The 22,069-nt window shown below is 55.8% G+C and carries 17 protein-coding genes; 10 read left to right on the forward strand and 7 right to left on the reverse strand.

What is annotated here, in order from left to right:
- Nucleotides 1-13 precede the first annotated feature (13 nt).
- Complete coding sequence (gene rsmG / locus HDC30_RS13145; protein ID WP_003229789.1) at nucleotides 14-658, reverse strand: 16S rRNA (guanine(527)-N(7))-methyltransferase RsmG; 645 nt, start codon at nucleotides 656-658, stop codon at nucleotides 14-16.
- A complete protein-coding gene (mnmG, locus tag HDC30_RS13150) occupies nucleotides 655-2,553 on the reverse strand; it encodes a tRNA uridine-5-carboxymethylaminomethyl(34) synthesis enzyme MnmG (RefSeq protein ID WP_183783373.1) in 1,899 nt (632 codons plus the stop codon). The genes rsmG and mnmG overlap by 4 nt, the downstream gene beginning before the upstream one ends.
- A 568-nt stretch (nucleotides 2,554-3,121) precedes the next feature.
- On the opposite strand from mnmG, the gene HDC30_RS13155 reads away from it, so the two are divergent.
- From HDC30_RS13155 to HDC30_RS13165, 3 genes are all read left to right on the forward strand, one after another.
- Entirely contained in the window at nucleotides 3,122-3,628 is a 507-nt protein-coding gene (locus tag HDC30_RS13155; RefSeq protein WP_007960774.1) for a sigma-70 family RNA polymerase sigma factor, read from the forward strand.
- Nucleotides 3,628-4,575 (forward strand): FecR domain-containing protein, encoded by a 948-nt coding sequence (locus HDC30_RS13160; protein ID WP_183783375.1) that lies wholly within the window; start codon nucleotides 3,628-3,630, stop codon nucleotides 4,573-4,575. Before HDC30_RS13155 ends, HDC30_RS13160 begins: the two co-directional genes overlap by 1 nt.
- A gap of 117 nt (nucleotides 4,576-4,692) precedes the next feature.
- On the forward strand, nucleotides 4,693-7,128 hold the full coding sequence (locus tag HDC30_RS13165) for a TonB-dependent siderophore receptor (protein ID WP_183783377.1): 2,436 nt from the start codon (nucleotides 4,693-4,695) through the stop codon (nucleotides 7,126-7,128).
- A 42-nt stretch (nucleotides 7,129-7,170) separates the two neighbouring features.
- Here the strand turns inward: HDC30_RS13165 and mnmE are convergent, their stop codons facing one another.
- The 5 genes from mnmE to rpmH all read right to left on the reverse strand — a co-directional run bounded on the left by mnmE (nucleotide 7,171) and on the right by rpmH (nucleotide 11,097).
- Nucleotides 7,171-8,541, reverse strand: coding sequence for a tRNA uridine-5-carboxymethylaminomethyl(34) synthesis GTPase MnmE (gene mnmE, locus HDC30_RS13170; RefSeq protein WP_183783379.1), 1,371 nt, complete (start codon nucleotides 8,539-8,541; stop codon nucleotides 7,171-7,173).
- 80 nt (nucleotides 8,542-8,621) lie between these two features.
- The gene (gene yidC, locus HDC30_RS13175) at nucleotides 8,622-10,304 is read right to left on the reverse strand and encodes a membrane protein insertase YidC (protein WP_183783381.1); all 1,683 of its coding nucleotides are present in this window, start codon (nucleotides 10,302-10,304) and stop codon (nucleotides 8,622-8,624) included.
- A gap of 2 nt (nucleotides 10,305-10,306) precedes the next feature.
- Nucleotides 10,307-10,552, reverse strand: coding sequence for a membrane protein insertion efficiency factor YidD (gene yidD / locus HDC30_RS13180; RefSeq protein WP_080761984.1), 246 nt, complete (start codon nucleotides 10,550-10,552; stop codon nucleotides 10,307-10,309).
- A complete protein-coding gene (gene rnpA, locus HDC30_RS13185) occupies nucleotides 10,545-10,946 on the reverse strand; it encodes a ribonuclease P protein component (RefSeq protein WP_311660784.1) in 402 nt (133 codons plus the stop codon). Before rnpA ends, yidD begins: the two co-directional genes overlap by 8 nt.
- Before the next feature lie 16 nt (nucleotides 10,947-10,962).
- The gene (gene rpmH / locus HDC30_RS13190) at nucleotides 10,963-11,097 is read right to left on the reverse strand and encodes a 50S ribosomal protein L34 (RefSeq protein ID WP_003213577.1); all 135 of its coding nucleotides are present in this window, start codon (nucleotides 11,095-11,097) and stop codon (nucleotides 10,963-10,965) included.
- 566 nt (nucleotides 11,098-11,663) lie between these two features.
- On the opposite strand from rpmH, the gene dnaA reads away from it, so the two are divergent.
- The 7 genes from dnaA to HDC30_RS13225 all read left to right on the forward strand — a co-directional run bounded on the left by dnaA (nucleotide 11,664) and on the right by HDC30_RS13225 (nucleotide 22,044).
- Complete coding sequence (dnaA, locus tag HDC30_RS13195) at nucleotides 11,664-13,187, forward strand: chromosomal replication initiator protein DnaA (RefSeq protein ID WP_095139791.1); 1,524 nt, start codon at nucleotides 11,664-11,666, stop codon at nucleotides 13,185-13,187.
- 39 nt (nucleotides 13,188-13,226) lie between these two features.
- Entirely contained in the window at nucleotides 13,227-14,330 is a 1,104-nt protein-coding gene (dnaN, locus tag HDC30_RS13200) for a DNA polymerase III subunit beta (protein WP_003220202.1), read from the forward strand.
- A gap of 14 nt (nucleotides 14,331-14,344) precedes the next feature.
- Complete coding sequence (gene recF, locus HDC30_RS13205; protein WP_003220208.1) at nucleotides 14,345-15,448, forward strand: DNA replication/repair protein RecF; 1,104 nt, start codon at nucleotides 14,345-14,347, stop codon at nucleotides 15,446-15,448.
- A gap of 5 nt (nucleotides 15,449-15,453) precedes the next feature.
- Nucleotides 15,454-17,871 carry a DNA topoisomerase (ATP-hydrolyzing) subunit B gene (gene gyrB / locus HDC30_RS13210; RefSeq protein WP_007960764.1) on the forward strand — a complete coding sequence of 806 codons (2,418 nt, stop codon included), beginning with the start codon at nucleotides 15,454-15,456 and terminating at the stop codon, nucleotides 17,869-17,871.
- Nucleotides 17,872-18,531: 660 nt separating this feature from the next.
- A complete protein-coding gene (locus HDC30_RS13215) occupies nucleotides 18,532-19,170 on the forward strand; it encodes a transposase (protein WP_183783383.1) in 639 nt (212 codons plus the stop codon).
- Complete coding sequence (locus tag HDC30_RS13220; protein ID WP_183783385.1) at nucleotides 19,151-21,112, forward strand: DDE-type integrase/transposase/recombinase; 1,962 nt, start codon at nucleotides 19,151-19,153, stop codon at nucleotides 21,110-21,112. The genes HDC30_RS13215 and HDC30_RS13220 overlap by 20 nt, the downstream gene beginning before the upstream one ends.
- Nucleotides 21,109-22,044 (forward strand): TniB family NTP-binding protein, encoded by a 936-nt coding sequence (locus HDC30_RS13225; protein ID WP_183783387.1) that lies wholly within the window; start codon nucleotides 21,109-21,111, stop codon nucleotides 22,042-22,044. The genes HDC30_RS13220 and HDC30_RS13225 overlap by 4 nt, the downstream gene beginning before the upstream one ends.
- Nucleotides 22,045-22,069 lie beyond the last annotated feature (25 nt).

Here is a 22,069-nt window from a genome sequence, read left to right on the forward strand (position 1 = left end):
CTTGTGTTCCCAATCATGCCGTGCGGCGCAGTATCAGCAGATGGCGTTGGCCTTGGCAACCGGGTACGGCCAGGGCGTGTTCGCTATCGAGTTTGAAGTCTGCCGGCAATGCTACCAGCTCATCGGCCGGATGAACGCCCTTCATTGCCAGCCAGCGCGTGTCGGCATCGCCGAGGTGGCGAGTCCAGTTGGTGAAGTTCTCCATGCTGCTGAACGCCCGGGAAATGATCCCGTTGAATGGCTGGGCAGGCTGGAACGCTTCAACGCGACTGTGGATAACTTGCAGGTTATCCAGTTTGAGTTCGAGTTTGACCTGAGTCAGGAAGCGGGTTTTCTTGCCGTTGCTGTCCAGACAGGTCACTTGCGAGTCCGGATACAGGATCGCCAGCGGAATGCCGGGCATGCCGCCGCCACTGCCAACATCGAGCCAACGGCCGTTTTCGATGAACGACATCACGCTCAAGCTATCGAGCAGATGCCGCGAAACCATTTCATCAGGATCGCGCACTGCAGTCAGGTTGTAGGCCTGGTTCCATTTGATCAACAGAGCCAAGTAGCCCAGCAGCAATTCGTGCTGGGCTGCGCTGAGATTGACACCGAGCTCGCGGGCTCCTGTGGATAACTCTTCGGCGTGTTGCGAAGTGACCTTAGAACTCAAGCGCTTTGCTCCAACTGACGGCCCGCGCCGCGTTTTTTCAAATGAATCATCAACAGCGAAATCGCTGCCGGGGTCACGCCCGGGATCCGCGAAGCCTGGCCGAGCGTCTCCGGACGCGTCGCACCGAGCTTGCTCTGAATCTCCTTGGAGAGACCGGAAATGTTGGTGTAATCGATATCCACAGGCAATTTCGTGTCTTCACTGGCGCGCAGACGGGCGATTTCGTCCTGTTGACGGTCGATGTAACCGGCGTATTTGGTCTTGATTTCAACTTGTTCGGCGACCTGTGGATCTTCGGCGCCCTGCCCGGTCACTTCGACCAGACCAGCGTAGTCGATTTCCGGACGGCTCAGGAGGTTGAGCAAGTTGTATTCGTGAGTCAGCGGCGTGCCGAATTTTTCCGCAATCGCATCGCCCTGCTGAGTGCCTGGGCGAACCCAAGTGCTTTTCAGACGCTGCTCTTCCAGTTCGATGCTTTCGCGTTTCTTGCAGAAGGCCGCCCAACGCGCGTCATCGACCAGACCCAGCTCGCGACCTTTTTCGGTCAGACGCAGGTCGGCGTTGTCCTCGCGCAGAATCAGGCGGTACTCGGCACGGGAAGTGAACATGCGGTACGGCTCTTGGGTACCGAGGGTGATCAGGTCGTCGACCAGCACGCCGATGTACGCTTCATCGCGACGCGGGCACCAGGCTTCTTTGCCCTTGGCACGCAGCGCGGCGTTGGCCCCGGCGAGCAAACCTTGCGCACCGGCTTCTTCGTAACCGGTGGTGCCGTTGATCTGACCAGCGAAGAACAGACCGCCGATGACTTTGGTTTCCAGGCTGTATTTCAGGTCACGCGGGTCGAAGTAGTCGTACTCGATCGCATAACCCGGACGCACGATGTGCGCGTTTTCCATACCGCGGATCGATTGCACGATCTGCAATTGCACGTCGAACGGCAAGCTTGTGGATATCCCGTTCGGGTACAGCTCATGGGTGGTCAGGCCTTCCGGCTCGATGAACACCTGATGGCTTTCCTTGTCGGCAAAGCGATGAATCTTGTCTTCGATCGACGGGCAGTAGCGCGGACCGATGCCCTCGATTTCGCCGGCAGCGGAATACATCGGCGAACGGTCGAGGTTCGCCGCGATGATTTCGTGAGTGCGGGCGTTGGTATGGGTAATCCAGCAACTGACCTGGCGCGGATGCTGTTCTTTTTTGCCCATGAACGACATGACCGGGATCGGCGTATCGCCCGGTTGCTCGGTCATGACCGAGAAATCCACAGATTTGCCATCGATGCGCGGTGGCGTACCGGTTTTCAGGCGACCGACACGCAGCGGCAGTTCACGCAGACGATGTGCCAGGGCAATCGACGGCGGGTCACCGGCACGACCGCCGGAGAAATTCTGCAAACCGATGTGGATAAGTCCACCGAGGAACGTACCAGTGGTCAGCACTACGGAATCGGCGAAGAACCGCAGACCCATTTGCGAGACAACACCACGTACCTGGTCCTGCTCGACGATCAGGTCGTCAGCGGCCTGTTGAAATATCCACAGGTTCGGTTGGTTTTCCAGAATTTCGCGGACAGCGGCCTTGTACAGAATACGGTCGGCTTGCGCACGAGTCGCTCGTACGGCCGGACCTTTGCGGCTGTTCAATACGCGAAACTGGATGCCGCCCAGATCGGTAGCCATGGCCATCGCGCCGCCGAGGGCGTCAATTTCCTTGACCAAATGGCTTTTGCCAATGCCACCGATGGCCGGGTTGCAGCTCATGGCACCGAGGGTTTCCACGTTATGCGTCAGCAACAGGGTTTTTGCCCCCATACGTGCTGAGGCCAGTGCTGCCTCGGTACCGGCATGACCGCCGCCGATGACGATCACTTCAAAACGGGAAGGGAAATCCACCACGCACCTCGTGCCTGCTTAAGTAGGTATTCAGGAATAGTTTGAGATCAGGTTTCTGAACCTGGTCGACAAGTATAGGGACTTCGCCCTTCCTAAAGAACCCTTTGCACAAAATTTAACCAGCTGTGGAGAACTCGAGGTTAAAAGAATAAAAAAGAGAGAAATTTATAAAACCTTTGTTTTAATGCTTATTCTTACTGACCGCCCTTTCTGTGGATAGATTGCTACAGGCCTTATTATTCAATGTGTACAGAGTTTCAAAACCCTGTTATCAGGTCGCCGGGAGGCCCTTGGATAACCGGTTTAAGCCTGTGGATGAATGGGGTGGTTATCCACAGAGGCAGTTATATCCAGTTTTCACGCCCTGTTATCAACTGACCTCATTGGCAGTTATTCACAGGGCTTAATCCACAGAAATTCAACCAGACGGTTTTTTCAGGACGCAGTAAAACGCCACCGAGAGATCGGAGACGAGCATGAAGTCGATAGTGGGATGTGACAGGGCTATTGTGAGAGAACGTAACAGAGGCTAATAATAGCCATTATCATTAACTCGTCAGTTTCTCCCATGTCCCTACCCGCCCATCATGCTGCGATCGAGCAAATCTACGAGCAACACCATTCGTGGCTGTATGGATGGCTCAAGGGCAAACTGCACGACGCCTGCGATGCTGCCGATGTCGCGCATGACACTTTCGTGCGGATCCTCGCGGCACGTAATGCGTCGCAGATTCGCGAACCGCGGGATTATCTGGCGACCATTGCACGCGGCCTCGTCATTGATCGCTATAGAAGACAGGCCATCGAAGTTGCCTACTTGCAGACCTTGGCTGCTCGACCAGAAGCCACCGCCATCAGCGAAGAAGACAAGGCGCTGATCATCGAAACCCTGATCGCTGTGGATAAAGCCTTGGCTGGTCTGGGCGCGCGAACCCAGAAGATCTTCATGCTTTCGCAGATCGACGGTTTGACTTATCAACAGATCGCTGTGCAGTTGCAGGTTTCCCTGACCACAGTAAAGAAGCACATGATCCGCGCCCTGACGGAATGTGCCCTGATCATGGCGCAGCGTTGATGCCCACTGCACCGAACCGCAAGGTTTTCGAAGCGGCTGCCAGTTGGTACGTGCAGTTTCAGGCCGATCCGCCGACCCTCGCCGATCAAAAAGCCTGGCAGCTGTGGATAGATAGCGATCCAGCGCATCTGGCGGCCTGGAACCAGATGGAACAACTGCAGCGTCAGCTCGGCACTTTGCCGCTGGATTTGAAACGTCGCGCACTGAATACCGGCCAACAAAGGCGCCAGATCCTGAAATTATTACTGCTCGCGACAGGGACGGGGATCCTTGGCTGGAACGCCCAACAACATACCTCCCTTGGAAATGCCTGGGCTGATTACAAAACCGGCGTTGGTCAGCGTCGCAACATCTCATTGGCGGATGGCAGCCAGATTCAGCTCAATACCGATACGGCCATCGATGTATCTTTCGACGCAACACAACGGCTGATTCGTTTGCGCTCGGGTGAAATCCTCATTCAGACCGGCAAGCTCGGCGATCAGCGGCCGTTTTTGGTCGAAACCGGGGATGGCCGAATTCAAGCGTTGGGTACCCGTTTTTCTGTGCATAAGTTGTCGGGCTCAACGCGGGTTGGCGTGCTGGAAGATCGGATCAGCGTGCAACCCGCTGATCAATCAACGCGCGCGATGATCTTGAAAGCAGGCGAAGGTGCCGATTTCGATAGTCGGCATATCGGGGTCCTTTACCCCTTTAAATCCTCGGCAGTGGCCTGGACCAACGGCCAGCTGATTGTGCTCGATGCGCGGCTGGGCGCGGTAATCGAAGAGCTGGGGCGTTATCACAGCGGTGTTATGCACTGCGATAGTCGTGCCCGGGATCTACGCGTATCCGGCACCTTTCGGCTCGATTCCACCGATGCCGTGCTGGCCAATCTTCAGGCCTCGTTACCGATCAACGTCCGCTACTTCACCCGTTACTGGGTCTCGATCAGCCATAGCGTCTGATTGAAAATCTCCTGGGGAAAAAAATCGAAAGCAGGGTTATCTTTTTTTGTGCTGACCCGGCCCTACAGGTAATCGCGATAAACGCGGCTCTTCGACACCTTCAGGGCTTATCCACACATGCGTCTTCCCACGTTCCGTCAGCGTTTTTCCCACCACTGCATTGCCTACAGCCTACTGATGACCAGTGCCGCGTCCTGCCTGGCAATGACCAATAACGCCTTCGCGGCAACGGTCGCGCAGCGCTACACCATTGCTGCCGGCCCGCTGGACAATGCTTTGAGCCAATTCGCCTCCACTGCAAACGTGATTCTGTCGTTCTCGCCGCAGCAGACCAACCGTTTACGCAGTACCGGACTGAACGGCAACTTCACCGTCGAACAGGGATTCGCCCAACTGCTGCAAGGCTCAGGTTTGCAAGCCGTACCCCAAGCGCCGGGTAGCTACATTCTGCAGGCGCTGCCCAATGGTGATTTGCTGGAGCTGGCCCCGACCAACATCAACGGGCAATTGGCCAATCCGATGGATCTGGATTACGCCGCCGACGTCGGCTATAGGGCGCAGAACAGCCGGATCGGTACGAAAACCAGCACGCCGTTGTCGGAAACGCCGCGTTCGGTATCGGTGGTGACCGCCCAGCGCATGAAAGATCAGAAATCTCAGACGCTCACCGAGGTACTCGGCTACGTTCCCGGCATCTTCGCCCCACCGTTTGCAGCGGGCGACAGCCTGGCCGGCGATCTGTTTTTCATTCGTGGTTTCAACGCCACCGATTACGGCTACGGCCTGTTGCGCGATGGACTTCGCGTGCAAGGCAACCGTTATGACACCAGCACCGAACCTTACGGTTTGGAGCGCGTGGAAATTTTCCGTGGACCATCGTCCTTGCTCTATGGGGAAAACGCCCCGGGCGGCCTGGTGAATCTGGTGAGCAAGCGGCCGACCGCAGCTCCACGAGGCGAAGTGCAACTGGGTTATGGCTCGAATAATCGCCGGCAGATTGGCATCGATGTGTCCGGGCCACTCAACGACAGCGGCAATGTGTTGGGACGAGTGGTGATGCTCGGACGCAAGTCCGACACCCAGACCGATCACGTACCGGATGACCGCATTTACATCGCCCCGTCGCTGACGCTGAATTTCGACGACTTCAACACCCTGACCCTGCTGGCCAACTACCAGAAAGATCACACCAATATGGAACTGGGTCTGCCGGCGGCCGGCACATTGCTGAGCAATCCCAACGGCAAGCTATCCAAAGGCACCATGCTTGGCGATCCGGACTGGAACACCTTCGAACGGGAAACCTGGAGCACCGGTTATGAGTTCAGCCATTCCTTCAACGATGACTGGCAGTTCCGCCAGAACTCGCGCTACATGCAGTCGCGGATCACCCGCCATGAAACGTGGCCGGGCAACCTCAATAACGCAGGCTTCGGCACGCGCCTGAACATGACCGCGTACGATCGCTTCAACAAATCCATGGTGTATTCGCTGGATAACCAGCTGGAAGGCAAATTCCAGGTCGGCGAGCTGGAAAACACCGTGCTGTTCGGCGCCAGCTACGACCGCACTTCGTTCAATCAGGACTGGAATGCCGGCATCGTCGGGCCGATCGATATCTACAACCCGGTTTACTTGCGCGATCCGACTACACCGATTGCGGTGCAGAACACCTTGCTTGAGCAGCGCATGAAAGGTGTTTATGCACAGCTCCAGAGCAAGTATGACCACTGGCTGTTCCTGCTTGGCGGTCGTCAGGACTGGGTCGACAGTGACTTCCGCGACAAGGTGGCCAAGGGCAGCAACATCAGTTCCGAGGACAAGAAGTTCACCTACCAGGGCGGCGTGATGTACCAGTTCGACAACGGCATGACGCCGTATGTCAGCTATTCCACATCGTTCGTGCCGGTGCAGCAGATATCCAATGCCGGCACGCCGCTCGATCCGATCACCAGCAGCCAATACGAAGTGGGCCTCAAGTACGAACCGATCGGCTGGGATACCGCGTTCACCGCGTCGGTATATGACCTGCGCAAAAAGGACGACACCTACTTCGACTCGACCACGTCGACCTATCGCCAGGTCGGCGAAAGCCGTTCCAAAGGTGTTGAGCTGGAACTCAACAGCAATCTGACCCAGAACCTAAATGTGACAGCGGCGTACACCTACACCGACGCGCGGATTACCAAGGACGCGGCGACCTCGTTGGTCAAAGGCCACCAGATGACCGGCGTGCCTCGTAATCAGGCGTCGGTCTGGGCCAAGTACCGTTTCCTCGATGGCGATTTGAAAGGTTTGTACGTGGGTGGTGGCGTGCGTTACTTCGACAGTGCCTTCGCCTACACCTCGCCTTCGCTGTACGGGAAGCTGGATGCCGGCGACGTCACGTTGGTGGATGCGGCCATCGGCTATCAGATCGACACGCACTGGAGCGTCGACCTGAATGCCAAGAACCTGTTCGACAAGGAATATGTGTCGGGATGCAACGATGCTGGGCGTTGCTACTGGGGCGAAGATCGCACTTTGCTCGGTACGGTGTCTTACAACTGGTGAAACGAAAAGGGGCTGTGGATAAATTGTCCACAGCCCCTTTGGTTATTTGCCGATGCAGAAGCTGGAGAAGATCCGGCCAAGCAGGTCATCGGAACTGAATGCCCCTGTGATTTCTCCCAGAGATTGCTGGGCCTGACGTAAATCCTCGGCAAGCAGTTCACCGGCACCGGCCAACGTCAGCTGTGCGCGACCATGTTCCAGCGCTGCACTGGCATGGCGCAGAGCCTCCAGATGACGGCGACGGGCACTGAAGCTGCTTTCCGAGGTTTGCTCATAGCCCATGCAGGCCTTGAGGTGTTCGCGCAGCAACTCCAGACCTTCGCCAGCGGATTTGGCGCTGAGGCTGATGGTTACGTGGCCGTCGTCGCTGACTTCCAGGGCAATCGCTTCACCTGTCAGGTCAGCCTTGTTGCGGATCAAGGTGACTTTGGCTGGATCCGGCCGGGTTTCGAGGAATTCCGGCCATAGGGCAAACGGATCTGCAGCTTCCGGCGCGGTGGCATCGACTACCAGCAGCACCCGATCCGCTTCAGTAATCGCTTTCAACGCACGCTCGACGCCGATCTTTTCCACCTGATCGTCGGTGTCGCGCAGACCTGCAGTGTCCACCACGTGCAACGGCATGCCGTCGATGTGGATATGTTCGCGCAGGATATCCCGGGTGGTACCGGCAATTTCGGTCACGATCGCGGCTTCGCGTCCAGCCAGGGCATTCAACAGGCTGGACTTTCCGGCATTCGGACGACCGGCGATCACCACCGTCATGCCATCACGCAACAAGGCACCCTGCCCGGCTTCACGCAGCACGGTGGATAACTCTTCACGTACCTTGTCGAGCATGCTCAGCACGTGACCGTCGGCCAGGAAGTCGATTTCCTCTTCCGGGAAGTCGATGGCGGCTTCGACGTAGATGCGCAGGCCGATCAGTTGTTCGGTGAGGTTATGCACACGCTGAGAAAACGCCCCCTGCAGGGAGCGCAAGGCATTGCGTGCAGCCTGTGCAGAACTGGCTTCGATCAGGTCAGCGATGGCCTCGGCCTGAGCCAGGTCGAGTTTGTCGTTGAGGAACGCGCGCTCACTGAATTCGCCCGGGCGAGCCAGACGGCAACCCAGTTCCAGACAACGCTTGAGCAACATGTCGAGAACGATCGGGCCACCGTGACCCTGCAACTCCAGCACGTCTTCGCCGGTGAACGAGTTCGGTCCCGGGAAATACAGCGCCAGACCTTCGTCCAGCACCTGCCGGTCATCACTGAAAAACGGCCCGTAATGCGCGTAACGCGGTTTCAGTTCGCGGCCGCTGATGGCTTTGGCCGCAACACTGGCCAACGGCCCGGAAATGCGGACGATGCCGACACCGCCGCGACCTTGAGCGGTGGCGACAGCAGCGATGGTTTCACGAGGTGCGCTCATAAACCGGAATCCAGACAAAGTGGCAGATAGCAAAACGCCCCACTAGGGGGCGTTTTGAGTGGTGTTATCCACAGAGTAAGTTACGCCTCGGCTTTTTTCGTCGCCGCTTCGATCTTACGCGTGATGTACCACTGTTGGGCAATCGACAGGCAGTTGTTCACAACCCAGTACAGCACCAGACCAGCAGGGAACCACAGGAAGAAGAAGGTGAAAATGATTGGCATCATTTTCATGACCTTCGCCTGCATCGGATCCGGCGGAGTCGGGTTCAGACGCTGCTGGATGAACATGGTCGCGCCCATTATGATCGGCAGGATGAAGAACGGATCCTTGATCGACAGGTCGGTGATCCACAGCATGAACGGCGCCTGGCGCATTTCCACGCTTTCCAGCAGAACCCAGTACAGCGAAAGGAAAACCGGCATCTGCACGAGGATCGGCAAGCAGCCGCCCAGCGGATTGATCTTCTCTTTCTTGTACAGCTCCATCATGGCTTGCGACATTTTCTGCCGGTCATCGCCATGTTGCTCTTTCAGTGCAGCCAGTTTCGGTGCTACGGCACGCATGCGCGCCATGGATTTGTAGCTGGCAGCCGACAGCGGGAAGAAGATCCCTTTGATCAGCATGGTCAGGAAGATGATCGACCAGCCCCAGTTACCCACGATGGCGTGGATGTGTTGCAGCAACCAGAAGATCGGCTGAGCGATGAACCACAGAATGCCGTAGTCGACTGTCAGTTCCAGACCTGGGGACAACTGTTTCAGCACGGCCTGGCTTTTCGGCCCGGCGTACAGAATGGCGCTGGTTTCAACTTTCGCACCCGGTGCAGCGGTCAACGAAGGACCGGTGTAACCGATGATGTAGTTGCCTTTGCTGTCTTTACGCGTCTGAACGATGTTGTTTTCGCCCTTCGTCGCAACCCATGCAGTCACGAAGTAGTGTTGCAGCCAGGCTACCCAGCCACCGGTGACGGTTTCCTTGAGCTGACCTTTGTCCATGTCTTTCATGGACACTTTCTTGTACGGCTCGGAACTTGTCCACAGGGCAGCGCCCAGGTAAGTCGCGGTGCCGGTGGCAGTGGTCGACGAGGGGTCGGCACTGGCGTCACGCTTCAGCTGGGCGAACATCGAACCCGACCAAGGCTGCGCGCTCTGGTTATCCACAAGGTAGGTCACGGTTACGTCATACAGGCCGCGTTTCAGGGTGAAACGCTTGATGTAGTTGACGCCATCCTTGCTGAACTTCAGGTCGACGACCAACGGGTCCTGACCGTCAGCCAGTTGATAACTTTTCTTCTCCGAGGCGTAAACCGGACGACCGGCCGGGCTTGCGTCCGGACCGTTGGTGCCGATCAGGCCGCTTTGTGCCAGATAAGTACGCTCGCCGCCGTTGTCGAACAGCTGAAACGGCACATCAGGACGATCCTGACGACGTGGATACAGTGGCAAAGTCAGTTGGGCAACGTCACCGCCCTGTGGATCGATCGCCAGATCGAGCACGTCGGTTTTGACCTGGATCAGATCCTTGCTGGCAGCGACCGGGGTTTCCACAGGTGCGCTGGTATCGCTTGCGGCGCGCGGAATATCGTCACTGGCGGAAGCGTTATTGCCAGGAACGGTGTCCGGCAAACCGGATGCAGTCGTACTGGAAGCAACATTCTGAGTCGGCAGGGCAGCCTGGCCATAGTCCTGGTTCCATTTAAGAACCATAACGTAGGACACGATTGCCAGGGCGACGATCAGGATCGTGCGTTTGATATCCATGATTACTCGGCCATCGAAGAAGAACGGGAGGTAGGGATAGGTGGAACCGGGTCATAACCACCGGGATTCCACGGATGACAGCGACCTAAACGACGAAAGGCCAGCCAGCCACCGCGCAGAAGGCCATGATTTTCGATGGCTTCATACGCGTAGCAAGAACAACTGGGGTAGAAACGACAGTGACTGGCCATCAAAGGACTAATGGCGTAGCGATAAAACTGGATCGGAACGAGTGCCAGTTTACGCATCTGGACTGTCTACCCCTACAGTTTCGGTTTTGACCGCTGGAACTGGCTTGTTACGGGCCAGACGCTTCCAGAGTTTGCCGAAATGCTGAATCAATTCGGGGTTTTCTACGTCGCCCAAACCTTTGCGCGCGACGATAACGATATCCCAGCCGACCAGACAATCCTGGTGCAGACGGAACGATTCGCGCATCAGACGTTTGAGGCGATTGCGCTCAACGGAGAGCTTTACGCTCTTTTTCCCGATAACCAGCCCGAGACGGGGGTGATCAAGATCGTTGTTGCGCGCAAGGAGCAGGAGATTTTTCCCCGGAACCTTGCCGGTAGGGGAGTCAAAGACTGCCTTGAAATGCCGGGGGGTAAGCAGACGCTTTTCCCGACTGAAGTCCTGACTCACCTCCAGTACCGGATTATCAAACTGCCAGACGCGCACGACCTTTGGCGCGACGACGCGACAGGACAGCGCGACCGTTCTTGGTAGCCATGCGAGCACGGAAACCGTGGGTACGAGCGCGTTTGATAGTGCTTGGTTGGAAAGTACGTTTCATGTCGTGTTACCTGGTTCGTCCACAACGGGCCGGAATGGCCCCCGTTTTAAGAGACCGGGGATTCTAGAGAAAGCAAGCCCTCAGGTCAATTTCCAACCAGCGTTTCCTTATAAATAGATCTCTGGACCTTCCGGAAGCGAAATCCTGTTTGCCAGACATAAAAATAAAGAAGGGAATTATTTAAAGCTTTTCTGTAAAGCTTGTAAAAGCTAGGGCAGCCGTCTTCTGTGGATAACCATCTTCAGCCCTTGTAGAGCGTGATGTACAGAGAATGACAACTACAGTGGAAAACCGTGTTCAGCCTGTGCTGCGCTGTCGGATAACCTGTGTGTGGAATGGCCTGTTATCCACAGGCTGGTTATCCACCGAGTTCCACCCCCAGTTGTCCAGTGCCCTCAGAGGCGGTTATCCACAGAGCTTATGCACACACCGTTGGTCGCCTTTTTACCGGTTAACGCATTGATTAATCATGGTCACCACACAACCTGCATGTGGATAAGTGGACGGCTCGCCGCTACAATGGCCGCTTGTTTTTGCCTCACCGGCTTTCAACTTAGGGGATATCCGTGTCAGTGGAACTTTGGCAGCAGTGCGTGGAGCTTTTGCGCGAGGAGCTGCCTGCCCAACAATTCAACACCTGGATCCGTCCACTACAGGTCGAAGCCGAAGGCGACGAGTTGCGCGTCTACGCACCGAACCGTTTTGTGCTGGACTGGGTCAATGAAAAGTACCTCGGTCGCGTCCTTGAACTGCTGGATGAGCACGGCAACGGCATGGCGCCAGCGCTTTCCTTATTAATAGGCAGCAAACGCAGCTCGGCACCGCGTGCCGCGCCGAACGCGCCGTTGGCCGCTGCGCAGGTGTCTCAGGCTCAGGCCAATACCGTGCCGGCCAGTGCGCCAGCACCCGCTCCAAGTGCAGCTCCGGCCAAGCGCTCGACGCAGAAAACCGAGGAAGTCAGTGAAGAGCCGTCCCGCGACAGCTTTGACCCGATGGCCGGTGCGGCCTCGCAACAGGCCCCGGTTCGCGCCGAACAGCGCACCGTTCAGGTCGAAGGCGCGCTCAAGCACACCAGTTACCTGAACCGCACCTTCACCTTCGAGAACTTCGTCGAAGGCAAGTCCAACCAGCTCGCCCGCGCGGCGGCCTGGCAGGTGGCGGACAATCCCAAACACGGTTACAACCCGCTGTTCCTTTATGGCGGCGTCGGCCTGGGTAAAACCCACTTGATGCACGCAGTGGGTAACCATCTATTAAAGAAGAACCCGAATGCCAAGGTCGTGTACCTGCATTCCGAGCGCTTCGTGGCCGACATGGTCAAGGCGCTGCAACTGAACGCGATCAACGAGTTCAAGCGTTTCTACCGTTCGGTGGACGCTCTGCTGATCGACGATATTCAGTTCTTCGCCCGTAAAGAGCGGTCCCAGGAAGAGTTTTTCCACACCTTCAACGCCCTGCTTGAAGGTGGCCAGCAGGTCATTCTCACCAGTGACCGCTACCCGAAAGAAATCGAAGGCCTTGAAGAGCGCCTCAAATCCCGCTTCGGTTGGGGCCTGACGGTTGCCGTCGAGCCGCCGGAGCTGGAAACCCGCGTGGCGATCTTGATGAAGAAGGCCGACCAGGCCAAAGTCGAGTTGCCTCACGATGCGGCTTTCTTCATCGCCCAACGAATTCGTTCCAACGTCCGTGAGCTGGAAGGCGCGCTGAAACGCGTGATCGCCCACTCGCACTTCATGGGCCGCGACATCACCATCGAGTTGATCCGCGAATCCCTGAAAGACTTGTTGGCACTGCAGGACAAACTGGTCTCTGTGGATAACATTCAGCGCACTGTCGCCGAGTACTACAAGATCAAGATTTCCGACCTGCTGTCCAAGCGCCGTTCGCGCTCGGTGGCACGTCCGCGTCAGGTGGCCATGGCGCTGTCCAAGGAGCTGACCAACCACAGCCTGCCGGAAATCGGCGATGTGTTTGGTGGTCGCGACCACACGACGGTGTTGCACGCCTGCCGCAAGATCAACGAACTTAAGGAATCCGACGCGGACATCCGCGAGGACTACAAGAACCTGCTGCGTACACTGACCACTTGATGAACTCCAGCGCAGCTTATTAAGGCAAGGGACTAGACCATGCATTTCACCATTCAACGCGAAGCCCTGTTGAAACCCCTGCAACTGGTCGCAGGCGTCGTCGAGCGCCGACAGACCTTGCCGGTACTGTCCAACGTGCTGTTGGTCGTCGATGGCCAGCAACTGTCGCTGACCGGTACCGATCTGGAGGTCGAGCTGGTCGGTCGCGTGCAACTCGAAGAGCCGGCTGAAACCGGCTCCATCACCGTGCCTGCGCGCAAGCTGATGGACATCTGCAAGAGCCTGCCCAACGACGCGCTGATCGACATCAAGGTCGACGAGCAGAAGCTGGTCGTGAAGGCCGGTCGTAGCCGTTTCACCCTGTCGACCCTGCCGGCCAACGATTTCCCGACGGTTGAAGAAGGCCCGGGTTCGCTGACCTGCAGTCTGGAGCAGAGCAAACTGCGTCGACTGATCGAACGCACCAGCTTCGCCATGGCCCAGCAAGACGTGCGCTACTACCTCAACGGCATGCTGCTGGAAGTCTCGGCCGGTGTGATCCGCGCCGTGGCCACCGACGGTCACCGTCTGGCGATGTGCTCGATGCAGGCCGATATCGGTCAGCCGGATCGCCACCAGGTGATCGTGCCGCGTAAAGGTATCCTCGAACTGGCGCGTCTGCTCACCGAGCCGGACGGCAACGTCAGCATCGTTCTGGGTCAGCACCACATCCGCGCCACCACCGGCGAATTCACCTTCACTTCGAAGTTGGTCGACGGCAAGTTCCCGGATTACGAGCGCGTTCTTCCGAAGGGCGGCGACAAGCTGGTACTGGGCGATCGTCAGGCCCTGCGTGAAGCGTTCAGCCGTACCGCAATTCTGTCCAACGAGAAGTACCGCGGCATCCGTCTGCAACTGGCCAATGGTCAGTTGAAGATCCAGGCCAACAACCCGGAGCAGGAAGAAGCGGAAGAAGAAGTGGGCGTTGAATACAACGGCGGTTCGCTGGAAATCGGCTTCAACGTGAGCTACCTGCTCGACGTGCTGGGCGTGATGACCACCGAACAGGTTCGCCTGATCCTGTCCGACTCCAACAGCAGTGCGCTGGTGCAAGAGTCCGACAATGACGACTCGGCTTATGTTGTCATGCCGATGCGTCTGTAATCAGCTGATCCTGGATGTCCTTAAGTCGTGTTTCGGTCACCGCGGTGCGCAATCTGCACCCGGTGACCTTCTCCCCCTCCCCCCGCATCAACATTCTTTACGGCGCCAACGGCAGCGGCAAAACCAGTGTTCTGGAAGCCATTCATCTGCTGGGGCTTGCCCGTTCGTTTCGTAGCACGCGGCTGTTACCGGTCATCCAGTACGAGCAACTCGCCTGCACGGTGTTCGGTCAGGTCGAACTGGCCGAGGGTGGCCACAGTGCGTTGGGGATATCTCGCGACCGTCAGGGCGAGTTCCAGATCCGCATCGACGGGCAGAACGCTCGCAGTGCCGCGCAACTGGCCGAGATCCTGCCATTGCAACTGATCAACCCTGACAGCTTCCGCCTGCTCGAAGGTGCGCCGAAGATTCGCCGGCAGTTTCTCGATTGGGGCGTGTTCCACGTCGAACCGCGTTTCATGGCGACCTGGCAGCGTTTGCAGAAGGCCTTGCGCCAGAGAAACTCCTGGCTGCGGCATGGTACACTTGACGCCGTTTCGCAAGCGGTTTGGGACAGGGAGCTGTGCCAGGCCAGCGCTGAAATCGATGAATACCGCCGCGCTTACATCAAAGCCTTGAAACCAGTCTTTGAACAAACCTTGAGCGAACTGGTTGAGCTTGAAGGTTTGACGCTCAGCTATTACCGAGGCTGGGACAAGGACCGGGAATTGAGTGCCGTACTGGCTGGCTCCGTGCAACGGGACCAGCAAATGGGTCATACCCAGGCCGGACCGCAACGCGCTGACTTGCGCCTTAGATTGGGCGCACACAACGCCGCGGACATCTTGTCCCGGGGTCAGCAGAAGCTGGTGGTTTGTGCCTTGCGAATTGCCCAGGGGCATCTGGTGAGCCAGGCCCGACGCGGCCAGTGTATTTATCTGGTGGATGACTTGCCGTCCGAACTGGACGAGAGCCACCGTCGCGCGCTGTGCCGCTTGCTGGAAGACTTACGCTGCCAGGTTTTCATCACCTGTGTAGATCACGAATTATTGAGGGAAGGCTGGCAGACGGAAACGCCAGTCGCTCTGTTCCACGTGGAACAGGGCCGTATCACCCAGACCCACGACCATCGGGAGTGAAGGCATTGAGCGAAGAAAATACGTACGACTCAACGAGCATTAAAGTGCTGAAAGGCCTGGATGCCGTACGCAAACGTCCCGGTATGTACATTGGTGACACCGACGATGGTAGCGGTCTGCACCACATGGTGTTCGAGGTGGTCGACAACTCGATCGACGAAGCCCTCGCCGGCCACTGCGACGACATCAGCATCATCATCCACCCGGATGAGTCCATCACCGTCAAAGACAACGGCCGTGGCATCCCGGTAGACGTGCACAAAGAGGAAGGCGTTTCCGCCGCCGAGGTCATCATGACCGTCCTCCACGCTGGCGGTAAGTTCGACGATAACTCCTACAAGGTATCCGGCGGTCTGCACGGTGTAGGTGTGTCGGTCGTGAACGCCCTGTCCGAAGAGCTGGTACTGACCGTACGCCGCAGCGGCAAGATCTGGGAACAGACCTACGTCCACGGTGTACCTCAGGCACCGATGGCGATCGTTGGCGACAGCGAAACCACTGGCACCCAGATCCATTTCAAGGCTTCCAGCGAAACCTTCAAGAACATTCACTTCAGCTGGGACATCCTGGCCAAACGCATTCGTGAACTGTCCTTCCTCAACTCCGGTGTCGGCATCGTCCTCAAGGATGAGCGCAGCGGCAAGGAAGAGCTGTTCAAGTACGAAGGCGGCCTGCGTGCGTTCGTTGAATATCTGAACACCAACAAGACTGCGGTCAACCAGGTGTTCCACTTCAACATCCAGCGTGAAGACGGCATCGGCGTGGAAATCGCCCTGCAATGGAACGACAGCTTCAACGAGAACCTGTTGTGCTTCACCAACAACATTCCGCAGCGCGACGGCGGTACCCACCTGGTGGGTTTCCGTTCCGCACTGACGCGTAACCTGAACAACTATATCGAGCAGGAAGGTCTGGCGAAGAAGCACAAAGTCGCGACCACCGGTGACGATGCCCGCGAAGGTCTGACCGCGATCATCTCGGTGAAAGTGCCGGATCCGAAGTTCAGCTCGCAGACCAAAGACAAGCTGGTGTCTTCCGAAGTGAAGACCGCGGTCGAGCAGGAGATGGGCAAGTACTTCTCCGACTTCCTGCTGGAAAACCCGAACGAAGCCAAGCTGGTCGTCGGCAAGATGATCGACGCGGCGCGTGCCCGTGAAGCGGCGCGCAAGGCCCGTGAGATGACCCGCCGCAAAGGCGCGCTGGACATCGCCGGCCTGCCGGGCAAGCTCGCTGACTGCCAGGAAAAAGACCCGGCGCTGTCCGAACTGTATCTCGTGGAAGGTGACTCCGCGGGCGGCTCTGCCAAGCAGGGACGTAACCGCAAGACCCAGGCGATCCTGCCGCTGAAGGGCAAGATCCTCAACGTCGAGAAAGCACGCTTCGACAAGATGATCTCGTCCCAGGAAGTGGGCACGCTGATCACTGCACTCGGCTGCGGTATCGGTCGCGAAGAGTACAACATCGACAAGCTGCGCTATCACAACATCATCATCATGACCGATGCTGACGTCGACGGTTCGCACATCCGTACCCTGCTGCTGACCTTCTTCTTCCGTCAGTTGCCGGAGCTGATCGAGCGCGGCTACATCTACATCGCCCAGCCGCCGCTGTACAAGGTCAAGAAAGGCAAGCAAGAGCAATACATCAAAGACGACGACGCCATGGAAGAGTACATGACGCAGTCGGCTCTGGAAGATGCGAGCCTGCACCTGAACGAAGAGGCCCCGGGCATTTCCGGTGAAGCACTCGAGCGTCTGGTGAACGACTTCCGCATGGTGATGAAGACCCTCAAGCGTCTGTCGCGCCTGTACCCGCAGGAGCTGACCGAACACTTCATCTACCTGCCGGCCGTGAGCCTGGAAATGCTCGGCGACCACGCCAAGATGCAGGACTGGCTGGCTCAGTACGAAGTGCGTCTGCGCACCGTCGAGAAGTCGGGCCTGGTCTACAAGGCCAGCCTGCGTGAAGATCGTGAACGTGGCGTTTGGTTGCCAGAGGTCGAGCTGATCTCCCACGGCCTGTCGAACTACGTCACCTTCAACCGCGACTTCTTCGGCAGCAACGACTACAAGACCGTCGTCACCCTCGGCGCTCAACTGAGCACTCTGCTCGACGAAGGCGCGTACATCCAGCGTGGCGAGCGCAAGAAAGCGGTCACCGAGTTCAAGGAAGCCCTCGACTGGCTGATGGCCGAAAGCACCAAGCGCCACACCATCCAGCGCTACAAAGGTCTGGGTGAAATGAACCCGGATCAGCTGTGGGAAACCACCATGGACCCAAGCGTGCGCCGCATGCTGAAAGTCACCATCGAAGACGCCATTGGCGCAGACCAGATCTTCAACACCCTGATGGGTGATGCGGTCGAACCTCGCCGTGACTTCATCGAGAGCAATGCGCTGGCGGTTTCGAACCTGGATTTCTGATCCATTTGTAGGTTCTCAAATTAAATGAGAATTCTCACAAATAGTTGAACCGTGCAATACAAAAAAGCCAACGCTATATAGCGTTGGCTTTTTTGTCTCTTATTTGATGAGTTTTACATAAGCGTTTCAGCTTATAAGTGATTAAGATTTTTATAAGAAAAATAGATAAGCAGCGTCATTGAAAATGTTATTCGTTAACTCGATATGAATGAAAATTTATAGAAGTTTTTCACATATAACACGTAACTATAAGATTTAACTTTATTTGCTCATGTAGCTATAAAGGAATTGTCAGTAGTCAAAGTGTGGCTTAATATCGTTAGTCCCAAATTAGCTATGAATGCATGATGTGAGGCTAATTCAGTGTTTGACGTAATGTGCGCCAGAGCTGGCGTATGAGAATTCTAAATGCAGAAAGAGGAAGCCAAAATGTAAAAACGCGATCAACCTTGGGAGGATGACCGCGCCGGGATGAAGCAGAAATTACTCGTGTGGTGCTTGTAATTTCTGCCTTTTTTCGGCGCATGTCAACTCTCCCCCAATTTTTCGATCTTATCGAGACGTCTCGAGGGCACAGCGTTGCCTGTTGAATCGCCTCCATGAGTCCGCTGACGTAAGCATTTTTCTGCGTCAAGGACTCGTTCGACCTGGAGAAATGTCATGACCGCAAGAAATGTTGTAACTCGCAGATCCAGCCACTTCCGGGGTTTTTTTCCCTCACTGAAAAATGGCAAATCCATTCCTTGGGAATCCCAGCTTGAGGGATATTTTCTGAGTTTTCTCGAGTTGTCGCCTCAGGTGCTTCGATACGACGTTCAGCCGAGCAAAGAAACCTTCGAAATGGATAGGCACACCACCATCTACTACCCTGACGTCCGTGCGGTGCTGCACGACGGAACAGAGCGATGGTTCGAAGTTAAGCCCGCTGCAAGGCTCCTAACCCGGCATACCAGTTCGCGCATGGAGGCTATTGAAGACCACTTCAGGCGGACCAATCGGGTGTTCACGGTTGTTAGCGACGAACACCTCTTGGCTGAGCCGTTCTCCAATAATCTCCGTGATTTGATGTATTACCGGCGGAGCATGATGCTCATTGATTGCGATCCGGAAACGTCTGTTGAGCTTTTAAAGACCTATCAACCCGACACGATTAAGGAACTCTGTGAGTTGTTAGGTTGTAAAAAAGCATGGCAACTGCTTGGACTAGGTTACGTAGGGGTGAACCTCGAAATGCCTATAGCACCTTGTGCTCCAATCTATCTCCAAGGAGGTCACCGTCATGGAAACTTTTTCGCTTAAGCTGAAATTAGTGGTGATATTTAACGGTGCCAAGTTAACACTTGTAAAACGACTCAAGAATCGTCAGTTGCTTTGGGTAGATGAGCTTGGCGAGCCCGTTAAAATGACGGAGGCAGAGTTTTATAGACTTTATGACACCAGAGAGTTGTTCGTAGATGAGGAGCAACCATATCTCGGCGTGATTCCTATAGTTCGAAACGCAGCACCTGACATCACGTGCTTCCCCGAGAAGCACTCTGCCGCGGCATACCGGCGGCGATCCTATCTAACACGTCTCATTGATTGCATTAGTCATAAGCTGCCTCCTAACAACGATCTGAAAGGACTGATTCAAAAAACAGCCATTGAGTTGGGTGATCCGATTACACCGCCGTCAGTGTCGACTGTTAGGCGATGGATCCTTCTATTCGGAACTGGCAGTGTCGTTAAATTGGTCCCCCGTCACAGAGATAAAGGCCGATCGCGAATCATTGTCGGGGAGTTAGAGGAGGTGGTGTCGGATCTAGTCGATACGGACTATCTGACTTTGGAGCGACCGCTGCTATCTACCGTGTATGCGGAGCTGAAGGCACGTATCGACAACATAAATGCGGGACGGCTGCCCTCTCAAATGCTTGTGGTCCCGTCTGAAATGACTTTTAGGCGATACGTTGACAGTCTGGACCCGTATGAGGTCGACAAAGGTCGTTTGGGCAAACATGCGGCAAACCAACTCCATCGGACTGCGATAGGCAAACTGGTTGTCAGGAAAATTCTCGATCGCTGGGAAATTGATCACACGCCGCTAGACATTTTGGTGGTGGACGATGAAACAGGGAAGCACATCGGCAGACCATTTCTGACGATAGTGCTTGATCGCCATTCTCGAATGGTCATGGCATACCTTATCCATTTTTCAGCTCCAAATACCGAAAGCGTGCTTCGGGTAATTGAGCGCGCGATTAGGCCGAAAGGGGATTGGTTGTCTCGATTTTCTGCAGTGCTTAACGAATGGAGAGCCCATGGGCTTCCTTCACGTATTGTTCCTGACAACGCGGCGGAATTTCACGCAGGTGACCTAGTTAGCGCATTTAACGAGCTAGGCATTGAAATTATGTATCCCGCCGCCCGTGCACCTCAAAAGAAAGGTGCAGTGGAACGTTTTTTTCGTACTTTAAACGACGGTCTGATTCATCGACTTCCAGGTACTACGTTCTCCAACACCAGAGAGCGCGGCAATTATCCGGCTGAAGAACTCGCATGCATAAACCTTGCTGAGCTGGAAACCAAACTGGTCAAGTGGATCGTGGATGTTTATCACCAACGGCCACACCGCGGCCTCCCTTCTCAGATGACTCCTGCACAGGCTTGGCTTGCTGGAGAGGCAGAGCGTCACATCTGCCTGCCAACTGATCTGGATGCGTTGGAGTCGGTACTGGCCAAACGTAAGGACAGCCCCGTTCATCATTATGGGGTTGAAGTCGGGACGCATGTCTATCACTCGCCAGAGCTTGCAGAGTTAAAAATGAAGCTCGCGGAGGGTGAGAAAATACAAGTCCGATACCGCGACGAGCTCGGACATGTATGGGTTCATGACCGTTTCAGGAACCTGTTTATCCTGGTTCCAGCTAAAGACAAACGGCTCATAGGTATGAGTCGGGAAACCTTTGATCTTGCACGTGCGCAGTTGCGTCACTCAGGAAAGTCGTCACCTACCTTTGACGCGATTCATCAAGCGTACCGAGCCATCATGGCTGATATTGCAGATCTGAAACGATCTCAGAAGGCTCGTAAACGCCGTGAAGCGGCAAAAGTGAAACTTGATCGCAGCGGTGTTCAACAGGCTCAACCCCCACTAGGCATGGGAGACTCTGTGGACTTTCTTGACGCCGAGGTAGTCCTGGAGTCCATCTCTGCATACCCAGTTGTCTTGCGCGCTCCTTACATGAGGGGGAAAAAATGAACGCCAATACACGACAAGAGAGTGCATTTTCGCTACGTCACCATTTCATTCGCAGCCCGCAAAGTGATCACGCGATCATGCGCTTGGAAGAGGTCCACCAGGACACTGTCAGAACTCAAAACAGCAAAGGCCTTGTTATCCAGGGGCCGAGTGGTGTCGGCAAGAGCTCGCTGGTTAGGGAGTACATACGCAATGAAACAGCTGGAAATTCGGATCGGATTCGGTCGGTTCTGGTTGTGGAAATGCCTTCCTCCCCATCAAAAAAGAACCTCGCGACGGCTGTGTTGGTCGCAATGAAGGACCCGTTTGCCACAGCTCGCGGCCATTCTGCCGAGCATAAATTCACTCGGATAATTACGTTGCTGAAGAATCAGGGGACCGCAATGATCATCCTGGATGAAGCACAACATCTTGTGGATTACAAAAAGGTTGGTGCTTACGAGGCAGCAGATTGGATCAAAAGTTTGATGAACGAAACCGACATCACTGTAGTGCTGGTCGGGCTGAAACGAACAGAGGGGCTGCTTTGGGCTAATGAACAGCTTCGCCGAAGGTTCTCAGCCAGCATCGATTATGGAAGGTATGAGCTCACTGAGGAAAAATGGAAGCAATTCGCATCTTTGTTGAAGGCCATTCAAGGCTTGTTGCCTGTTCAGAGCATTAACTTCCTTTCCAAAGACATGCTGCAGCGTTTCCATTTGGCGTCCTTTGGACTGATTGATTATTTGATTAAAGTTTTGGATCGCGCCGTGTGGCTGGTTCAGCACAACGGCACTGAAGGTATCGATCTTGATGTACTTTCCCAAGCGTTCAAGGATGAGGTGTGGAGTCAGGTCCCAAGTGAGAGGAATCCATTCAGTACGTCTTTCGATTTCCGGCCGCTAATAGGCGGTCGCGAGCCTTTCGAGAACTTTGACCATCCTTCTGCTTGAGAGGCTGCCGGGGGTAACCCCGGCA

It is taken from the genome of Pseudomonas sp. JAI115, assembly GCF_014200835.1.
Classification (GTDB): Bacteria; Pseudomonadota; Gammaproteobacteria; order Pseudomonadales; family Pseudomonadaceae; genus Aquipseudomonas; species Aquipseudomonas putida_A.

Bases quoted from the DNA above. Each gene is read 5' to 3' on its own strand.
- mnmE (WP_183783379.1), bottom strand. From the start codon at position 8,541: ATGAGCGCACCTCGTGAAACCATCGCTGCTGTCGCCACCGCTCAAGGT.
- yidD (WP_080761984.1), bottom strand. From the start codon at position 10,552: ATGCGTAAACTGGCACTCGTTCCGATCCAGTTTTATCGCTACGCCATT.
- HDC30_RS13215 (WP_183783383.1), top strand. From the start codon at position 18,532: ATGACCGCAAGAAATGTTGTAACTCGCAGATCCAGCCACTTCCGGGGT.
- recF (WP_003220208.1), top strand. From the start codon at position 14,345: ATGTCCTTAAGTCGTGTTTCGGTCACCGCGGTGCGCAATCTGCACCCG.
- rpmH (WP_003213577.1), bottom strand. From the start codon at position 11,097: ATGAAACGTACTTTCCAACCAAGCACTATCAAACGCGCTCGTACCCAC.
- HDC30_RS13155 (WP_007960774.1), top strand. From the start codon at position 3,122: ATGTCCCTACCCGCCCATCATGCTGCGATCGAGCAAATCTACGAGCAA.
- HDC30_RS13165 (WP_183783377.1), top strand. From the start codon at position 4,693: ATGCGTCTTCCCACGTTCCGTCAGCGTTTTTCCCACCACTGCATTGCC.
- yidC (WP_183783381.1), bottom strand. From the start codon at position 10,304: ATGGATATCAAACGCACGATCCTGATCGTCGCCCTGGCAATCGTGTCC.
- dnaN (WP_003220202.1), top strand. From the start codon at position 13,227: ATGCATTTCACCATTCAACGCGAAGCCCTGTTGAAACCCCTGCAACTG.
- HDC30_RS13225 (WP_183783387.1), top strand. From the start codon at position 21,109: ATGAACGCCAATACACGACAAGAGAGTGCATTTTCGCTACGTCACCAT.
- HDC30_RS13220 (WP_183783385.1), top strand. From the start codon at position 19,151: ATGGAAACTTTTTCGCTTAAGCTGAAATTAGTGGTGATATTTAACGGT.
- HDC30_RS13160 (WP_183783375.1), top strand. From the start codon at position 3,628: ATGCCCACTGCACCGAACCGCAAGGTTTTCGAAGCGGCTGCCAGTTGG.